At 43.2% G+C, this 19537-nt stretch carries 18 protein-coding genes; all 18 read left to right on the forward strand.

Annotated elements, in window-relative coordinates; all coding sequences use genetic code 11:
- The first annotated feature begins 30 nt into the window (after positions 1 to 30).
- Positions 31 to 2805, forward strand: coding sequence for an ATP-binding protein (locus ABID13_RS06195; RefSeq protein WP_197092196.1), 2775 nt, complete (start codon positions 31 to 33; stop codon positions 2803 to 2805).
- Positions 2806 to 3112: 307 nt separating this feature from the next.
- On the forward strand, positions 3113 to 4045 hold the full coding sequence (locus ABID13_RS06200; protein WP_048930421.1) for a tyrosine-type recombinase/integrase: 933 nt from the start codon (positions 3113 to 3115) through the stop codon (positions 4043 to 4045).
- Positions 4046 to 4353: 308 nt separating this feature from the next.
- Positions 4354 to 4881: a hypothetical protein gene (locus tag ABID13_RS06205; protein WP_048930422.1), complete on the forward strand. Its 528-nt coding sequence runs from the start codon at positions 4354 to 4356 to the stop codon at positions 4879 to 4881.
- Positions 4871 to 5590 (forward strand): CpsB/CapC family capsule biosynthesis tyrosine phosphatase, encoded by a 720-nt coding sequence (locus tag ABID13_RS06210; protein WP_007871023.1) that lies wholly within the window; start codon positions 4871 to 4873, stop codon positions 5588 to 5590. The genes ABID13_RS06205 and ABID13_RS06210 overlap by 11 nt, the downstream gene beginning before the upstream one ends.
- 29 nt (positions 5591 to 5619) lie before the next feature.
- The gene (locus ABID13_RS06215) at positions 5620 to 6396 is read left to right on the forward strand and encodes a YveK family protein (RefSeq protein WP_048930535.1); all 777 of its coding nucleotides are present in this window, start codon (positions 5620 to 5622) and stop codon (positions 6394 to 6396) included.
- A 17-nt stretch (positions 6397 to 6413) separates the two neighbouring features.
- Entirely contained in the window at positions 6414 to 7202 is a 789-nt protein-coding gene (locus ABID13_RS06220; protein ID WP_048930423.1) for a CpsD/CapB family tyrosine-protein kinase, read from the forward strand.
- Positions 7165 to 8214, forward strand: a complete 1050-nt coding sequence (locus tag ABID13_RS06225; protein ID WP_048930424.1) for an LCP family protein — start codon at positions 7165 to 7167, stop codon at positions 8212 to 8214. The genes ABID13_RS06220 and ABID13_RS06225 overlap by 38 nt, the downstream gene beginning before the upstream one ends.
- A 109-nt stretch (positions 8215 to 8323) precedes the next feature.
- The gene (locus ABID13_RS06230) at positions 8324 to 9007 is read left to right on the forward strand and encodes a hypothetical protein (RefSeq protein WP_048930536.1); all 684 of its coding nucleotides are present in this window, start codon (positions 8324 to 8326) and stop codon (positions 9005 to 9007) included.
- A gap of 29 nt (positions 9008 to 9036) precedes the next feature.
- A complete protein-coding gene (locus tag ABID13_RS06235; protein WP_416387691.1) occupies positions 9037 to 11046 on the forward strand; it encodes a polysaccharide biosynthesis protein in 2010 nt (669 codons plus the stop codon).
- A 228-nt stretch (positions 11047 to 11274) separates the two neighbouring features.
- Positions 11275 to 11787 carry an antiterminator LoaP gene (loaP, locus tag ABID13_RS06240; RefSeq protein WP_048930425.1) on the forward strand — a complete coding sequence of 171 codons (513 nt, stop codon included), beginning with the start codon at positions 11275 to 11277 and terminating at the stop codon, positions 11785 to 11787.
- A gap of 41 nt (positions 11788 to 11828) precedes the next feature.
- Positions 11829 to 13094 (forward strand): DegT/DnrJ/EryC1/StrS family aminotransferase, encoded by a 1266-nt coding sequence (locus ABID13_RS06245; protein WP_048930426.1) that lies wholly within the window; start codon positions 11829 to 11831, stop codon positions 13092 to 13094.
- A gap of 10 nt (positions 13095 to 13104) precedes the next feature.
- Positions 13105 to 13794 carry a sugar transferase gene (locus ABID13_RS06250; protein ID WP_276325543.1) on the forward strand — a complete coding sequence of 230 codons (690 nt, stop codon included), beginning with the start codon at positions 13105 to 13107 and terminating at the stop codon, positions 13792 to 13794.
- Positions 13795 to 13832: 38 nt separating this feature from the next.
- Positions 13833 to 14831 carry an ATP-grasp domain-containing protein gene (locus tag ABID13_RS06255; protein ID WP_048930427.1) on the forward strand — a complete coding sequence of 333 codons (999 nt, stop codon included), beginning with the start codon at positions 13833 to 13835 and terminating at the stop codon, positions 14829 to 14831.
- Complete coding sequence (locus ABID13_RS06260) at positions 14828 to 15451, forward strand: HAD family hydrolase (RefSeq protein WP_048930428.1); 624 nt, start codon at positions 14828 to 14830, stop codon at positions 15449 to 15451. Before ABID13_RS06255 ends, ABID13_RS06260 begins: the two co-directional genes overlap by 4 nt.
- 37 nt (positions 15452 to 15488) lie before the next feature.
- A complete protein-coding gene (locus tag ABID13_RS06265; RefSeq protein ID WP_048930429.1) occupies positions 15489 to 16661 on the forward strand; it encodes a glycosyltransferase family 4 protein in 1173 nt (390 codons plus the stop codon).
- The gene (locus tag ABID13_RS06270) at positions 16658 to 17800 is read left to right on the forward strand and encodes a glycosyltransferase family 4 protein (RefSeq protein ID WP_048930430.1); all 1143 of its coding nucleotides are present in this window, start codon (positions 16658 to 16660) and stop codon (positions 17798 to 17800) included. Before ABID13_RS06265 ends, ABID13_RS06270 begins: the two co-directional genes overlap by 4 nt.
- Positions 17797 to 18432, forward strand: a complete 636-nt coding sequence (locus ABID13_RS06275; protein WP_048930431.1) for a dTMP kinase — start codon at positions 17797 to 17799, stop codon at positions 18430 to 18432. The genes ABID13_RS06270 and ABID13_RS06275 overlap by 4 nt, the downstream gene beginning before the upstream one ends.
- A complete protein-coding gene (locus ABID13_RS06280; protein WP_048930432.1) occupies positions 18429 to 19496 on the forward strand; it encodes a protein kinase family protein in 1068 nt (355 codons plus the stop codon). The genes ABID13_RS06275 and ABID13_RS06280 overlap by 4 nt, the downstream gene beginning before the upstream one ends.
- The last annotated feature ends 41 nt before the right edge of the window (positions 19497 to 19537 follow it).

A 19537-nucleotide genomic window follows, 5' to 3' on the forward strand; every position in this document is an offset into this window, starting at 1 on the left:
AATGCAGGAATGCAGATAGATGGAGGGCGGATGAAAAAACATTCAGGCATTCTGATCATGGTTTTGATATGTACCGTATTTATGACAGTGGCCATACCTACGGTATCTTATGGACAGAAAAACAGTAACCCTGAGATGCTTCGCGTTGGTTTCTTTCAATATGACGGTTATCATGAGATGGATGACATGGGAAATAAAAGCGGCTATGGTTATGAGGTCCTGCAGCTGCTGGCCCGATATGAAAACGTCACTTACGAATATACAGGATATGAAAAGAATTGGTCCCAGATGCTTGAGATGCTGGAGGCCGGTGAACTTGACCTTCTTACATCAGCGGAGAAAACATCTGAGCGGTTGGAAAAATTTGATTTTTCAGAGCGTGACATAGGTTCCAGCAGTACCATTTTAACGGTTAAAGCCGGCAACGACAGACTGGTGGCAGGTAATTACGCCACCTATGACGGAATCCGTGTGGGAATGATCGCTGACAACAGCAGAAATGACCGCTTTGCAGATTTTGCCAGGGAACATGGATTCAGCTACGTCCCTGAGTATTTCATATCGGAACAGGAGTTGACAGATGCCCTTCAAGACCAAAGGATAGACGCTGCCCTGACCAGTAATCTCAGGACATTAAGAGATGAATGGATTTTAAATGTGTTTGAAACGGTTCCCTTCTATGTGATGGTAAAAAAAGGGGATTCCCACATACTGTCCATGGTAAACAATGCCATCGAGAAATTGGATATGGATTCGCCCAAATGGAGGGATGGACTTTACAGTAAATACTATCAGAGAGACATGGGCGAGCAGCTTCATCTGTCAGTGGAGGAGCGGGAGTTTTTAAACGACCAGAAGGACACTGTGTTTAAAGTTGCAATGAACCCGGACCGCTATCCATATTCCTGGTTTGAGGACGGAACGGCGAGGGGGATCATGCCGGAACTGTTTGCCGAGATAGCCAGGAGGGCAGGCATCCGCTATGAGATCATAGAGACAGCCAGCCGCCCAGAGTATGTGGACCTGCTAAGTTCACATAAGGCGGATCTGTGTATGGACATTCATGACGATTTCTCCAAGGCGGAATCCATGGGGATGAAGATCACCGACAGTTATTTATTAACTGATTTTTCCTGGGTCGTCCGCAAAAATTTTCACGGGACAATGGAACGGGTGGCAACCATTGGCCCCAGCGCTGCAGCTACCACGGTTTTGCCTGAACTGGTGGGAGATGCCCAGGTCCTTTATTTTGACTCGGTGGCAGAATGCCTCAATGCGGTGCGCAGCGGGAAGGCGGACGGTTACTATACATATACCTTCCAGGCGGAACGGTTTGTGTTTGATGATGTACACAATGAACTGGCAACCGTGCTCACATCCCACTATGAACGTTTCAGCATTGGCGTTGGTCATCATCTGGATTCCAATCTGCTTACGATTCTGAATAAAGGCGTAAACAGCCTGGATGCTTATTATTTGGAAAATGTAACCCGGAGGAATACGGAATTCGGAGAGCGTCCCATGAGTCTCACCAGATTGTTCTACGAGTTTCCCCAGTTGATGGCGGCCATGTTCCTCTTTCTGGCCGTAATCGCGGTTTTATGTACAGCCACTATTGTGCAGAGACGGTATCACCGGAGGCTCAGACTGGCCCTGCATGATGCGGAAATAGCCAATCAGGCCAAGACCGATTTCCTGGCCAATGTATCACACGATATCCGTACTCCCATGAACGCGATCATCGGGATGGCCACCATTGCCGGGATGGAAGAGGACAATGTGGACCAAATGCGAAGATGCATACGCCAGATCAAAAAATCCTCCATCCACCTGCTTGCCATTATCAATGATGTTCTGGATATGAGCGCCATCGAGAAGGGGAAGTTTACCGAGAAGAGGGCACCCTTTCAGATCACAGAAAGGCTAAGCGGACTTGCCGGTATCGTGGAGCAGCAGACCAAAGACAAATCGCTGAGATTTGAGATGGACATGTCCGGTCTCCTCCATGACCACGTGATCGGGGATGGGGATCACTTAAACCGCATTGCCATGAACCTGATCAACAATGCTGTAAAATTCACAAAAGCCGGCGGGTGGATCAGGGTAAGCTTGACGGAACAGGAATGGGATCAGGAAAATATGGCCGCATACCAGCTGAAGGTCAGCGACAATGGAAGGGGCATGAGCAGAGAATTCCAGCAGCGGCTGTTTGAGCCGTTTGAACGGGAGCACAGCAGCACGGACAGCAAGCTGGAAGGAACCGGTTTAGGACTGTCTATTGTCAAGCATATCGTGGATATGATAGGCGGGGAGATCCAGGTGGAAAGCGAGCTGGGAAAGGGGACTGAGATAACGGTTTCATTCCGCCTTGAGATCGATACCTGTCCGGCTGAAACAGAAAAGGAGAGATCAGAAGCGCCCCTTTACAATGACAAGCGAGTCCTGCTGGTTGAAGACAATGAAGTGAACAGGGAGATCGCGGCCACCATTTTGTCACACGCCGGACTCACGGTTGACACTGCCTCCGATGGCTTGGAGGCGGTGGAGATCATGGAATCCATGGAAAAGACGGGCCCGGGAACGTATGACCTTATCTTTATGGATATTATGATGCCGCGGATGGATGGATATGAAGCATCCCGCCGCATACGCAGCCTGGGAGTATCAACCCCCATTACAGCCATGACCGCAAACGCCTTTGCGGAGGACCGGAAAAAGGCAATGGAAGCCGGGATAGACGAGTATCTGGCAAAGCCTCTTGAGATGGAAGAACTTTACCGGGTGTTGAGGAGATTTTTGGGGTAGGAGAAGGATAACCCGGAGATCAAGGACATTGTCGACTGGATTTTCAGTCTTCCCTAATATCCGATTTCTGATATTACCCGCAGACTAAGCAGAATAAAAAAAGTAAAAAACCGTATTCACAGGAAATGTTGTGGATGCGGTTTTTTGATTCCGAAACATACCGGAAAATAACCCCCCGGTTTTTTGATGAATAAATATACCTTACAATAAAGAAACTAAAAAGGTCATATTAAAAGATTAGTGTATTCTCGTAAAGCAGGATGCTAAGGAGACTTTGGGAGTACACGACCATGAAACGGAGGTTGTTATGGAAAGGGAAAGGCTTATAAAGGAATTTGCGGATTATCTGCAGATGGAGGAGAAATCAGATGCCACTATCAGTAAATATCTGCATGATGCAGCGGAAATGTTGGATTTTATGGATGCTGGGAAGTTTGGGGAAATAAACAAAGAAATGCTCATACAGTATAGGCAGTATCTAAGCACACAGTGCAGGGCACAGACAGTGAACGGAAAATTATCAGCAGTGAACTCGTATTTAAGATATATGAACATGGAGATGTATAAAGTCAAATTCCTGAAGGTCCAAAGAAAGGCATATGTGGATGAAAAGAGGGAGATGACCGAGCGCGATTATAAGCGGCTTCTGGAAACCACCATCCGACAGGGAAAGACCCAGATGTATTTCCTTATGCAGGTTCTATACGGCACCGGGATCAGAATCAGTGAACTTCCCTATGTAACTGTGGAAGCAGTGGACCAGGGAAAAGCGGAAATATATTTGAAAGGAAAGTACCGGGTGATTATTTTTCCAAGAAATCTTGTTAAAAAGCTGAAAGAATATATAAAAAACATGAAAATACAAAGCGGCTGTATTTTCAGGACCAGGAGCGGACGGTGTCTGGACAGAAGCAATATATGCCATTCCATGAAAAAGATATGCCAGGAAGCAGGAGTGGAGAAATCAAAAGTATTTCCCCATAATTTCCGTCACCTGTTTGCTAAAAGTTTTTACGCGATTGAAAAAAACCTGGCTCATCTGGCGGACATCCTGGGCCATTCCTCCATTGAAACAACGCGGATCTATGTGGCAGCCAGCATAAAACAGTATGAAAAGGTGATGAACCGGATGAACATTGTGGTGGACGAAAAAATACCACAGAATATTCATTCTGCGGTCAGCCAAACTATGGAAATACCACAGAATATTCATTCTGTGGTGCCATGTCAACATATTTAAATAATTAGGACTTAGACTCCTTGTATTTTATAACAAAAACTGGATGGAGTCAATATACATACACTTATTTTTCTCAAACCAAACAGACCGGGAAGGAAAATATATGCTTGCCGGCCTGTTTGTGTGTCAAAAAATACAATTGTTGTTTTTTCAATATACGAAACATCCCCCCATGTCCATCTCAACCTTGAAAAATACTATGGAAGTACCGCAGAATGAATAGTCTGTGGTAACCAAAATCAAATGTCGTGTCCGATTAAATAAATATAAGGAATCCCAGGCGGTTCTGAGTATAGAAAGGAAGATGTATGGACGCGGGAATGCTTGAAGACTACATCATTGCGGAAGACGATATCCCAAGGGACGGCGGAAAATATCCCGAATATACAGCCACCATATTTATTGTGATCGAATGTTATTACAACAGTATCGCAAAAGGCTATCTGCAGACGTTCTACCAGGAGCAGCCGTTCCCCTTCTTTGGCCTTGACAATATGCTGATACAGCTTGAGCGCATTATGGACATGGCAGGTGTGCCGAGCAAGTGTAATGAATACAGGCATATGGTGAATATTTCTTCTGCAAGAAAAACAAAAAAAGATTTACCACACATGGAATCTGATCAAAAATTTCAGCCTGTTAAATTCAATCCCAACAACATATGCGCGGCCAAACATCTTTTTTCCATCAGAGTATATTCCAGGCGGAACGCAAGTATTCAGGGCATACTGAGAAATGCTAAAAAGCAGATGAGTTTCAGAAGCGGGATCGATGTGATCCGAGGGATCCATGAATGCATGAGCGAGGTGCTGGAGGAAGGAAATCATGTTGAATAAAGGATGGATCGATATACATGCCCATGTATTGCCTGGAGTGGATGACGGGGCGCGGGACTGGGAGGAATCCAGGGCACTGTTAAAGCTGGCATATGACCAGGGGATACGGCACATCATAGCTACCCCTCATTATACATATAAACAGGATGTGGAAAAACTTCAGGATTTAGGCTCACGCCTGGATCTGGAGGCAAAATCCATTGCACAGGATTATGGGGTCAGCCTTGGGCAGGAGATCATGTATTTTGAAAACCTTACAGCTTATCTGGACCAGAATAAAGCACTTACCCTGGCCGGAAGCAGATATGTGCTGGTGGAATTTGAACCATCGGACAGCCTGGGCAGGATCCAAAGGGCAGTGCGCCAGTTGATACAGGCTTCCTATTTTCCCGTAATCGCCCATGTGGAGCGTTATACATCCCTTAACCATCTGGAGGATTTGGCGGAATTGGTTGAATGCGGGGCATATCTTCAGATGAATTCCCGGAGTCTGGATGGCGGATGGACGGATCAACGTGCCAGGAGGTGTAAGCGATGCTTAAGAAAAGGGATCATTCATTTCATTGCCACTGATATGCATAATCCATGGAACCGACCACCGGACATCAAAAACGCAATTTCATGGATTGAACGCAATATAGGGGGGAACACAGCGCTTCAGGTGACCATGGTAAATCCTGAATTCATTCTTCTGGACAGAATGATATAGCAAAAGAAAGTATGGAAAAGGTAACAGCAATGGAAAACAACATATATGAAGATCGGAACGAGAACGAAATTGAAATTGATATATTGGAGTTATTGTTTGTATTTAAGAAAAAAGCATGGGTGATCATTTTGGCCGCGTTGGCGGGATGCCTCGGATCCGGTATATACAGCAAAATGATTTTAAAACCAGTGTATACGTCCACCTCCATGGTGTATGTACTGTCAAAGGAGACAACTTTGACCTCCCTGGCCGATCTGCAGATAGGAAGCCAGCTCACAAAGGATTACAGTGTAATGATCACCAGCAGGCCGGTTTTGGAACAGGTGATTGAAAATCAGGGGCTGAATCTATCATACACCCAATTAAAAAATATGATACGCATCTCCAACCCTGCCGATACAAGGATCCTAAACATGTCAGTATCAGACACCGATCCGGTAAGAGCCAAGGCCATTGTAGATGCGGTGGCCAAGGCGTCCTCAGATTACATTGGGGATATTATGGAAATGATCCCGCCTAAGATCATAGAGAACGGTGTGGTTCCCTCTGTCCCTACATCCCCTAATATAAAGAAAAACGCGGCGCTGGGAGGGCTGGCCATGATCGTGGCAGCCTGCGGTATCATATCCCTCCAGGTTATTATGAACGATACCATACGCTCTGAGGAAGATGTGTCCCGGTATCTGGGAATCAGTGTTCTGGCCGCCATACCTGAAAATGGGGAAGCGGAAAATAATCCGTTGGTCCAAAAAAACAAGCGAAAGAAAAGCCGGAAAAAACAGAAGCCCATATCAAAAAAGGGCTGAGAGGAGAGAGACAAGGTATGGATCAAATATTAAATCTGAAAAATACAGGGGAGAAGAATTATCATTTTGAAGAGTCCATCAAAACGCTCCGGACCAATATGCAGTTTTGCGGAAGCAGCCTGAAAACCATCATGTTCACAAGTTCACTGCCCAATGAGGGGAAAAGTGAGATTACATTTTCAGTGGCCGCCTCCCTTGGCAGCATAGGAAAAAAGGTATTGATGATCGATGCGGATATACGCAAATCTGTACTGATAAAAAGGTATGAGATCAAGGGCAATCCCAATGGGCTCTCCCAGTATCTCAGCGGACAAAAATCCCTGGATGAGATCTGTTATGCCACTGACGTGGAAAATTTTGACATCATCCTTGCGGGTCCCTATTCCCCAAATCCGGCTGAACTGTTGGAAGACTCATTGTTCCGGGAATTGTTGGAAAAAGCTAAGGAAAGATATGACTACATCATCATTGACACACCGCCAATGGCAAATCTCATTGACGGGGCCATTATTGCTAATCAATGCGACGGGGCAGTCATTGTAATAGAGAGCGGTACTATCAGCTATCATTTGGTCCAGAAAGTAAAAGGTCAATTGGAAAAGAGCGGGTGCCGTATTTTGGGAGCTGTGTTGAACCGGGTAGACAAGGAATATGAGAATGGATATTACAAAAAATATTATGGGAAATACTATGGGAAATATTACAGAAATACCGGGGGGGGGGGGTATAGAGGCATAAGTCTATGGACAGAAATGGGTAATAACATATATGAAGCAAACAGAAAACAGGAAGAATCCAAACCATAAGAATTGGAAGAAGGCGGTTGTTGCATTCCTCTCACTGCTGACTCTGTTTTTTATTCACAACACAAGCCGGTTGTATGCTGAGAAGATGACATCGGCGGAAGATGTGGCTCAGTGGCGCCGGGAACAGGCTGAAGACAACCTGGAAAGCGAATCGCAAAAGATTGAATACCAGGGAAAAATATACCGCCGCAACGCCCATGTAAAAGCCATACTGTGTATGGGTATAGACAGGCCCCAAAGCCTGAAGGAACCCACAGTTGCCGGCTCAGGAGGACAGGCTGATGCAATTTTCCTTGTTGCTCAGGACATTGCCAGGGATAAGGTGAGGATCCTTATGATACCAAGGGATACCATGACGGAGATTACGCTGACTGATTTAAGCGGAAATATTCTGGGACGGGATATTCAGCACCTGACCTTAGCCTATGCTTATGGAGACGGCCGGGAAAAGAGCTGCCGGTACATGACGGAAGCGGTCAGCAATCTGTTGGGAGGGCTGTCCATTGACGGATACATGGCAGTCAGCATGTCCGCCCTGCCGGTGATCAATGACGGGGTTGGGGGCGTTGCCGTAACCATAGAGAATCAGGGAATGGAACAGATTGACCCTGAATTTATCTGCGGAAATACAGTCACTCTCATGGGCAGGCAGGCGGAAGCATACATCCGTTACAGGGATACCGGGAAAGCCCAAAGCGCACTGGACCGTGCGGAACGGCAGAAATCATATATACAAGGATTCCTGCGGGCTGCCGTGGAAAAGGCTGGAGAGGGTGACAGCTTTGTGCCGGGAATCATGAACGACATATCACCCTATATGGTAACGGATATGTCAAAAGACAGATACATGGATATGGCACTGGCCTTTTTAGGCAGCGGGCAGGATGTGGGAGCCGCAGATATGATCACACTTCCCGGCCAGGCAAAGGAGACTCCGATCTATGACGAGTACCATCCTGATCAGGCAGGGATACAGTCTGTTATTTTGGATATGTTTTACCGGCAGGAATGAATACTAATCTGAATACTAAGCTTGTATACACTGGTAAAAAGAGATGAAAATAGGTATGTAATAAATACTTATTATAAATAGCTGATGTTAGAAAGGAAGGGAAGAAATGATGAAAAAAAGGATTGCAGCCATGGCATTAATTGCTGCACTTGCAGCGTCACAGACAGTATGCTCCTATGGAGCCAACAGCCCGGGTACAGGCCCGGTGATCGGGGATAACAGCGGGGATAGTGAGTATGACATCGGGGAGCGGGTGGATAGCGTTACGGGCGGTGGTTCCACATCAGGCAGTTCTTCTGTAACCGGATCCGGGCAGGGAGCCAATGCGGTTGAAATTGGCGTTGGACAGACTGCAGGCGAGACAGCGGTTACCACAAACAGCAGAGGTCAGGCCGTTGTGGGAAATACGGCACTTGAGTTTGTACAGGGAGGGGGCAGCGCTGTAGCAGGTCTTCCCGAAATTGCTGTAAACGCAATCAATGGCATTAATAATGGCCAGCCTTTAAACCAGGTGGTTCCAGGTGTGGATTTGACCGGGTATAACGCACTTGTGGGAACACATGCCATCGTCACAAAGGATGCAGCAACCAATACGGAAAAGGCCGGTCTGGTGGAAGTCCCGCTGTATGTTCCAAACCTGGTTGACGGACTGGGAGAGGTGCAGGTTCTTTTTTACAATAACCTGACAGGTACCTGGACTTTGATCCAGCCAAACAGGATCGATACCGCATCCAAGATGCTTTGGTTTAATATTCCCAATTCAGGCACTCTTTCCGTAATCTACAAACGTTAAGGCCCTGTACAACGGCACAAAAGGGGATTATGAAAGTGAAAGGTAAAAATAAACTGGATTTAGAAGCGTACCTGCCCCACAGCAAGCGTGTGAGGATGAGGATACTTTGGGTATATGACATGGCAATGGTCTGGATCTGTACATGCCTTGCCCTTGGACTGCGATTTGACTTGAGTTTGTCTTTAATTCCCATTGAGTATGCCAGGGAAGTGTGGAAATACGGCTTACTTCAAATGGCAGTGGTATCCCTTGTTTTTTATGCAGGGCATCTTTATGCCATTATGTGGGGTGTATCAGGAATCCGTGAAATGCTGCAGGTGGTTTTGGCTTGTCTGGCTGCTGCCCTGGCACAGTCTGTTGGGATCCTTATGTTTGAAGTGCGCATGCCAAAAAGTTATTACATTTTGTGGTTTGTTCTGATAACATTTGCAGCCATGAGCGGACGTGCCAGTTTTCAGGTGCTTCAAAAGATAATAAACCGGATCAACCGCTTTCTTGAAAAAAACAGGCCTGCGCGGGTGATGATCGTTGGAGCAGGGCAGGCAGGGGCATTAATATTAAAGGAAATGAAAACCAGTGAAAAATTCCATGGATATCCTGTTTGCATGGTAGATGACGACAAGGACAAACTTGGACGTGTCATAGATGGGGTATCCATTGCAGGCAGCCGTGAGGATATAGGAAAACTTGTCCGGGATAAGGCAATTGACGAAATCTATGTGGCGATTCCCACGGCTTCCCCGGAGGATATAAGGGACATTTTAAAGATCTGCCAGGAAACAGGATGTCAGGTTAAAATGCTTCCCGGCGTATATCAGCTTATCAATGGGGAAATTACGATTTCAAGATTTCGTAAGGTGGAGATAGAGGATCTGCTGGGCAGGGAGCCTGTCCAAACCAATCTGGATGAGATCATGGGTTATGTAAAAGGTAAGGTGGTCCTGGTCACCGGCGGCGGAGGCTCCATTGGAAGCGAACTGTGCAGACAGCTGGCAGGACATCAGGTGAAACAGCTTATCATATTTGACATATATGAAAACAATGCCTATGAGATCCAGCAGGAACTCCGGCGCATATACCCTCAGCTGGACCTGGTGGTTTTGATCGGATCTGTACGCAATACAAACAGGCTGGAAGATCTGTTCCGTACATACAGACCTGACATTGTATATCATGCAGCTGCCCACAAGCACGTGCCTCTCATGGAGGACAGCCCCTGTGAAGCCGTTAAAAACAATGTGATGGGAACCTATAAGACGACCAGGGCCGCCATCAAATATGGAGTCAGGCGCTTTATCCTGATCTCCACAGATAAAGCGGTAAACCCGACAAATATCATGGGAGCAAGCAAACGTCTCTGCGAGATGATTATACAGATGAGCAATCAAAAGAGCAGGACCGAGTTTGTTGCAGTGCGCTTTGGAAATGTTCTGGGAAGCAACGGAAGCGTGATCCCATTATTCAAACAGCAGATAGAAAACGGCGGCCCAGTGACAGTTACCCATAAGGATATCATACGCTATTTCATGACGATTCCGGAAGCCGTAAGCCTGGTGATACAGGCCGGTGCCTACGCAAAGGGCGGAGAGATCTTTGTACTGAACATGGGGAAGCCGGTAAAAATTCTGGACATGGCTGAGAACCTGATCCGTTTATCCGGCTACGAACCGTACAAGGATATAGACATCTGCTTTACAGGGCTAAGGCCAGGTGAAAAGCTGTATGAAGAACTTCTCATGGATGAGGAAGGACTTCAGAAAACAGAAAATGAGCGGATATTGATAGGAACACCCATCCAGATGGATTATGAGCGGTTTGAAAAAGCGCTTAACCGCTTGGGGGAAGCTGCCCAGAATGAAACAGGGAATATACGGCAGATGGTTTGTGATCTGGTGCCGGAATACCATTATAAAGGTTCGGATGCGGATATTGCTGCGTCAGAAGCCGCAGCTGGTTTGGAACCCGGTGTTGCAGTGTTAAATGCGGACAGGCCTTTTATTCACAAAAGAATCGCAATGTATAACATGGGAGGCAAGTAGAGGGGAGAAAAAGGGTATGGACGCAGAATTGTCGCTTTGCCGCATTCTGGGATCATACCTGTTATATTGTTAAGCTATATCTGTGGAAAGAACATTACCTGCTTTGGTTGATCCAGGGCATCGTAATCCTGTCCATGGAATGGCGAAGCCTGCCCTATTTAATCAATGCTGTCTAATCCAGATTGAGATTTCTCAATTAGATCATGGAACATATTGGGAGGATTGGAGATGGAAAACTGGTATGCAGTACAAGTTAGAGCCGGAAGGGAAGAAGCAGTACTGCAGTTAAGTAAAAAGATAATAGATGAATCTGCTTTGAAGGAGTGTTTCATTCCATACTACGAACGTATGAAGCGCTTTCAAGGGGAATGGCATAAGGAACAATATATTTTATTTCCGGGATATATCTTTCTTGTTACAGAACAGGTGGATGTACTGTTCTGGGAATTGAAAAAAGTACAGGGATTAACAAGAATTCTTGGAGATGGAATGGAATTTGTTCCTATAAAAGAGGAAGAAAAGGTGTTTTTGCAGAAGATGGGAGGCAGTTCCCATTTAGCTGAAATGTCCAAGGGAATTATTAAAGGTGACAAGGTTATCATAATGTCTGGGCCTTTGTCAAAATTTAAAGGTAAGATTACATCTATTGACAGGCATAAAAGGCTTGCAGTGATTCAGATTGAGATGTTTGGCAGATGGATGGATGTGAAGGTAGGGTTGGAGATTGTGCATAGGGAGTAGTTAAAAATACCATATCAATCAAGAACTGGAGAGGAAACAAAATGGATACAACAAAGTGTTATGAAAAGTTTGCCAATAAGGTTTGGCTTAGTTCACCGACCATGCACGGTCCGGAATTAAAATATGTGATGGAAGCCTATGAGTCCAACTGGATGTCTACAGTAGGAGCCAACATTAATGAAGTGGAACGCCTTACCTGCGAGAAGATAGGATGTAAGTATTCTGTAGCTCTTTCCACCGGAACAGCGGCATTACATATGGCGGTGAAGCTTGCAGGAGTCAAATGCGGGGATAAGGTTTTTTGTTCCGACCTAACCTTTGGCGCCACTGTAAATCCAGTTGTCTATGAAGGGGGAATTCCGGTTTTTGTTGACACAGAGTATGATACCTGGAATATGGATCCTGCTGCATTAGAGAGGGCATTTGAAATTTATCCAGATGTAAAGGTAGTGGTAGTAGCACATTTATATGGTACACCAGGCAAAATAGATGAGATCAAGTCAATATGTGACAAACATGGAGCTGTGATTGTAGAGGATGCTGCTGAATCACTTGGCGCGACATATAAAGGCATTCAAACAGGAAACTTTGGTATGTATAATTGTATTTCGTATAACGGAAATAAAATCATTACTGGTTCATCAGGGGGCATGCTGCTGACAGATGACCTTGATGCGGCAAATAGGGTGCGCAAATGGTCTACGCAGGCTAGAGAAAATGCTCCTTGGTACCAACATGAGGAATTAGGTTACAATTATCGTATGAGTAATTTAATAGCAGGCGTTGTACGTGGGCAATATCCATATTTAGAGGAACATATTAAGCAGAAAAAGGAAATATATGAGCGGTATAAAAAGGGACTGTCAGGATTGCCGGTTCGGATGAATCCATATGACAGCAATAAATCGGAACCTAACTTCTGGCTGAGCTGTATGTTAATTGATGAGGTGGCAATGTGTAAGCAGGTCAGAGGAGAAAAAGAGGCTTTGTATATCAGTCAATCCGGTAAAAGCTGTCCGACAGAGATCTTGGAAAATTTATCAAAATATAATGCAGAGGGCCGTCCAATCTGGAAACCCATGCACATGCAGCCCATATATAGAATGAATGGCTTTATCACCCGTGATGGGAACGCAAGAGCAAATACGAATGCATATCTTGAAAGTGGAAACAAAGGAAAGGATGGTATGCCGTTAGATGTAGGCATGGATATCTTCCATCGGGGATTGTGTCTGCCAAGTGATAATAAGATGACGGCCCCGCAGCAGGAAACAATTATTGAGATAATTAAGAATTGTTTTGAATGAGGATTAAAAGGTGGAAAAGACAATACATAAAAATAATAAGTATTTTATCCCTCATCAAAAAGGATTCTATGAGAAATATATAAAACGTCCACAGGATTTTATCTGTGCATTATTAGCTTTAATTGTTCTATCCCCAATCCTGCTAATAATCATGATTCTTGTGCGAATTAAATTGGGAACACCTGTGTTATTCAAACAAAAGCGTCCGGGACTGAATGGGGAGATATTCACTTTATATAAGTTCCGTACAATGACGGATGAAAGGGATGCTGATGGTAATCTTTTGCCGGATGAGGAACGTCTTACACCATTTGGAATGCAAATCAGACGGCTTAGTATCGATGAACTTCCAGAGATATGGAATATTCTTAATGGAACACTTAGTGTGGTTGGACCACGGCCATTGTTAGTGTCCTATCTGTCTCTTTATAATGAACAGCAGGCAAGAAGGCACGAAGTCAGGCCGGGCCTTACTGGCTATGCACAGGTGCATGGGCGGAATTCTATTACATGGGAAGATAAGTTTGATAAAGATGTCTATTATGTAGACCATATTACCTTTATAGGAGATTGGAAAATCGTATTTCAGACAGTGAAGACGGTTCTAAAACGTGAAGGAATCCATTCACAAACAGCAGCGACAATGGAGTTTTTTACAGGTACACCTAATCATATATCCGAAAAAGAAGCAAATGACTAAAAGTTTGTTCAGCAGGTGAAATACAGAAGGAGAGCAGGATGAAAATACTTTTTACCAGTGTTGGACGCCGTGTGGAATTGATGCAGGCCTTTCGCTGTGCAGCAGAGAAGTTAAAGGTTGATTTAATAATCATGGGAACAGATATAACAGAAGATGCCCCGGCATTGTATTTCTGTGATAAAACACAAATCGTATGCCGGATTGAAGATAGACAGTATATTCCAATGCTTCTTAAGCTTTGTAAAGAAGAAAAGGTAGATTGTCTGATACCGATGATTGACACAGACTTGTTGGTTTTGGCAGGAAATAAGGAACAATTTGAGGCAATTGGGACAAAAGTGTTAATTAGCGCAGCAGATAAAGTAAAACTCTGCAGAGACAAGAATTATACTGCTGATTATCTTATTTCATTAGGATTAAAATCTCCGTTACCATTTAATGATTTGGTAAAATACGAAGCTGCCTTTAAGGCTGGAGAACAGCATTTTCCCGCTTTTATAAAACCCAAGGATGGCAGTTCAAGCATGAATGCTTACAGGGTGGATAATTTAAAAGATTTAAAACGGTATGCAGAAAAGATTGAAGATTACATTATCCAGCCATTCATAAGCGGCAGGGAATATACGATTGATGTATTCTGTGATTATTATGGAAACCCGGTATATATTACTCCCAGGGAGAGATTGGCAGTCCGTGCAGGGGAAGTCCTTAAAACAAAGATTATTCAAGATGATACCATGATAGATGAAATATTGATGTTAATCAAAGATTTTAAACCTTGTGGGCAGATTACGGTACAGCTTATCCGTGATGGAGATACAGGGGAGGACTATTATATAGAGATCAATCCACGTTTTGGCGGCGGCGCACCTCTTAGTATGAAGGCAGGAGCTGACAGTGCGGAAGCAGTTATTAAAATGCTCACAGGCGGGAGAATGGAGTATGTGGAAAAAGCAGCGAGGGACGGAGAAATATATAGCCGTTTTGACCAGAGTATCTGTGTGAAAAAGGGAAAAGCCAGGATAGGTAACAGATGATTGAGATAAATCAAATAGCAGATGTACTGAACTATACAGAAGGGCTGAAAGCTGTAGTATTTGACCTTGATGATACGCTTTATGGAGAAAAGGAATATATACGAAGCGGATATCGTGCGGTAGCAAAGGTCATTCCCCAGGTGAAAAATGCAGAAAGGAAGTTGTGGCGTCTTTTTTTGGAAAAGAAGCCTGCCATAGATGAAGTCCTTTCCATGGAAGGTATATATACAGAGGAAATCCGTCAGAGATGTCTGGGGGTATATCGTTTACATGAGCCGGATATTCATTTGTATGATGGGGTCATGGAACTATTGACAAAACTAAGATGTCATGGATATAAGCTAGGTGTCATTACAGATGGCAGACCAGAAGGTCAGAGGGCGAAAATCCGGGTTTTAGGATTAGGAAAATATATGGACCATATTATTGTTACGGACGAACTTGGCGGTGTTAAATATAGAAAACCAAATGAAGCAGCATTCATTCAGATGGCAGATAAGCTGAATGTGGCTTTTACCCAGATGTGTTACGTTGGGGATAATATTAAAAAGGATTTTAGTGCCCCCCTAAAACTTGGGATGAGAGCGGTATGGTTTAGAAATCAGGATGGTTTGTATTGAGAACAGTGGTAGAAACAAAGGAAAAGCAGGTAGTCAGATGGCGTTGAAGAAACAAGTATTAATTGTATCCCAAGTGATACCGCAGTGGTATGTGGATGTATTGGCTGAGGCATTGGAAGAAGGGGTACATATAGATATCATTACTGGCAGCAATGTCAGAGGGAATGTTATTAAATCTCCCAAACATGAAGCAGACAGTTTGAAATCCAGGCTTGTATGTTGGTATAGACATTTCCGTTTTGTAAACCAGTGGATGAAAGAAAATCAAAGCGTGCACTATGATTTAATATTTGCAGTATCAAATCCACCAATCAATGCATATTTAGGGTTAAAACTTAAAAAGAAGTTTCAAGCCCCTTTTATTTATATGAATTGGGACATATATCCGCAAGTGATTGAAAGTACCATTAAGAATCCGGCAGTAAAAGTTATCTGCAGGCTCTGGCATGAATGGAACTCTGTAAACTATCCCAAAGTTAATCAAATGTTAACCATAGGGGAACAGATGGCGGTATCCATAAAAAGTAGCCTTAGAGAAAAGATAAAGATTACCTGTATCCCGATTGCTGCGGATATAGGGCTATTACAGCCAATGGAAAAACAGGAAAATCCATTCTGCCAGGAATACGGACTATGCGATAAGTTTATTGTTCTTTATTCCGGAAAAATGGGTATGGGTCATAATATAGAGGTTATATTAGAAGCTGCAAGGGTACTTCAAAATCAGAGGAAGATTTGCTTTGTGTTTATAGGAAATGGTCCCAAATATCCAATAGTGGAACAGTTTATTAAGGAAAACCAATCGGAAAACATAAAGCTATTTCCATTGCAGCCAGATAATATATTTCCGTATTCAATGGCCTGTGGCGACATAGGGATTGTGACACAGGAAGCGAGCATGGCCCATTTGTTCATGCCGAGTAAAGTTTATAGCATGATGGCCTGTGGTGAAGCAATTGTTGGTATTTGTACCAAGAAGGATGATCTGTATTCTTTGCTGGAAAACAATCCGATAGGTATTGCGGTTACAGATGGATCAGCAGATACTCTTGCCAGGGAAATTTTACATTTATATATGGACAAAGTAACTCTTGAACGTTATAAGAAATGTGCCAGAATAACGGCGGAAGAGAAATTTAGCAGTATAACGGTTACGAAACAGTATAAAGAATTATTTAAGAGGTACATGCTGCAGGGGGAGATTGGATGAATATTAAGTTTGCCTTGGATGTTACCTGGGTTCGTCATAAAATTGTTGGAGGCACAGAATCTTTTACCCATAACCTGCTTCAGGGCTTTATGGAGACAAAGGATACGTTTTCATTGTATATTATTGCTGCGTTGGATAATGAGCAGTATTTCAGAAAATATGAAGAGGATGAAAGAATACATCTGATTATTGCGCCTGTGAATGCAGGGTCTGTACCTAAGAGGATTATATGGCAGAATTTATGCCTAAGCCGCTTTCTAAAAAAGAACAGAATAGGGCTTTGTTTGGAACCCGTTTATGCGAAACCATTTTTCAATATTAGCGGAATAAAATTTGTTACAGTTATTCATGACTTGGAAGCACTGCATTTTCCAGAAAATCATTCCTGGGTGACTAATATTTGGCTTCGTATAAGCTGGTTTAATACGGTAAGGACATCGGAGCAGGTTGTCTGTATTTCAAATTTTGTCCGTCAGGATATTTTAGATACATATAAAATATCCGGGGATAACCTGACAACCATTTATGATCCAATTACGATTGATGTATCTGATAAATGTGATTTTGCCAGAATGAGGATGCAATATGGAATTAATCCAGAGGAATATTATTATACGGTTTCCAAGTTAAATCCGCATAAGAATCTTGTGACCCTTGTTAAGGTGTTTGGGGAGATTAAGAAACAGAATATTCAGGATATTCCCTGCAAGCTGGTAATCAGTGGCGTGAATGGCGGTATGGAGGAGGAATTGCGTCAAGTGGCAAAATCCTATTCACTTACAGATGAACTCGTTTTAACTGGCTTTGTGGAAAATAACGTCCGAAACTGTCTGTATAGCAATTGTAAGGCATTCTTGTTCCCAAGCGTTTTTGAAGGTTTTGGAATGCCCTTAGTAGAAGCAATCAGTTCAGGTGTGCCTGTTATTACTACGAACATGGTATGTATTCCGGAAATCACACAAAATGCGGCATGCTATGTGGAGGATCCTTATTCGGTAGACGAATGGATAGGAAAAATAAAAAGTGCCTATATATCAGAAGTAAAGTTTGATGAAGGTATCTATAAGCCGGATTACATAGCGCGTCAATATCTGGTCGTTTTAGAAAAATGTAAAACGAAAAGGCGGGGAAGAAGATGATTTCAATAAGCGGTATCGATTGTTGTGGTAAATCAACGCAAATTGAACTTTTATGTGAAGAACTAAAAAGCAAAGGGCGAAAATGTGAGGTTATATGGAGCCGTGGCGGATATACCCCGGGAATCCAGGCGGTAAAAAGATTTTTCAGGAAAGAAAAAAATATAAGTAAAGAAGAGCGCATTAAGTTTTCCGAGGAGGTAAATGGTAGCCCGATAAAGAGGAGGCTACTTTTTATTGCATCATTGATGGATTTGTGGTTGTATTATACCCTGGTTTTGCGATTAAAAGAGATTTTTGGAACAACAGTAATCTGTGATCGTTATATTTGGGATACATATATTGATTTTAAGTTGAAATACCCAGAATATGATTTTGAGCATGGCTTTTGGTGGAGATTAACATTGAAAACCATGGTGAAACCGAATCCGTCAATTGTCATGTTTATACCAGCAGAGGAATCCATGCGCAGAAGTGGTTTAAAGGACGAGCCATTTCCTGAGCCTATTGATGTGAGGCGGAAACGAATCGAAATGTACGATTTTTTAGCCGGGAGAAATGTGTGGCAGTGGCGTATTGAGGCAACCAATACGATTGATAAAGTCTTCGATGACATCAGAAAGGCTTGTATATGAAAATCAGTCAGATGCTTTTAAGAGAAGATTTCTATAGGATAAACGATGAAACGCTGGACAGATATTACACTGAAAAAACACAGAATACGAGGTTATATATATATCCCCAGTTAAATGCAATTGTAACTGCTAAGCCAAGCAGGAAGGTGTTGGAATATCTTTTATGTGAGTATAGTGTCCGGAATAATGCTTTGAAAAGAATTCTTACGGGTGTATATGTGGGACTGTGTTTAAGCAGCTACGGATGTATGAGTTCAAAGAAGATAACGGTACATGCTGCGATTGACGATAATACATTAATATATCCGTGTAATAGAAAATACAGGATTTTCAACTTTTCAAAAAATACAGTAGAGGTCATACCCAAATATGGATTTCCACAAGACGATTTACAAAGAGAAATCTTTTTTCGGACCCAAAATGGATTACCAGATTTTGTGCCGCAGCTGATTTCATTTACCCCTAACCGTTATATGGAGAAAATTATAGATGGAAGGCCCCTGGCCCGTATCTCTGATGATTATGATATATATGTCAATCGGGCCTATAATATGTTTTATGAGTATGCAAAGGATAGAAGGCGTATAATCAGCGGTTCAAAATATGCAGAAGAGTTATATGCTTTGGTATGTAAACAGATAAGTGTTAAGGTGAGAAGACAAGAGACAGTGAGATGTATTGCAAGTAAGTTGGCATCAGTGGTAAGAATGGCAGACGAAATCATGCTGCTTTTTTCCCACGGGGATTTACAGACAGGAAATATTTGGGTTGAGAATAAGACAGGAAAAATTTTTATTATAGACTGGGAATCCTGGGGAGAACGAAGTATTTGGTATGATAAAGCTGTTCTGATGGAAGGACTTAGGCCAAATGGTATTGGGAGTTACTGTAAGATTGAAAAATCAAAAGAGAAAGAAGCCTGTGTTCTTTTGGAAGACCTGATATTCCAGCTTAATGAACTGGAAACTTTGCCAGGTGATTTTGGATCTGACAAATTTGATGAATACCTGGCCTGTTTAGAAATGCATATGAGAGGTAAGAAGTATGGATTGTCTTGTGAATAGAATTATGGGTCAAAATGGGATTTGTGCATATCCCATTGAAA

The organism is Enterocloster citroniae (genome assembly GCF_040545455.1).
Classification (GTDB): domain Bacteria; phylum Bacillota; class Clostridia; order Lachnospirales; family Lachnospiraceae; genus Enterocloster; species Enterocloster citroniae.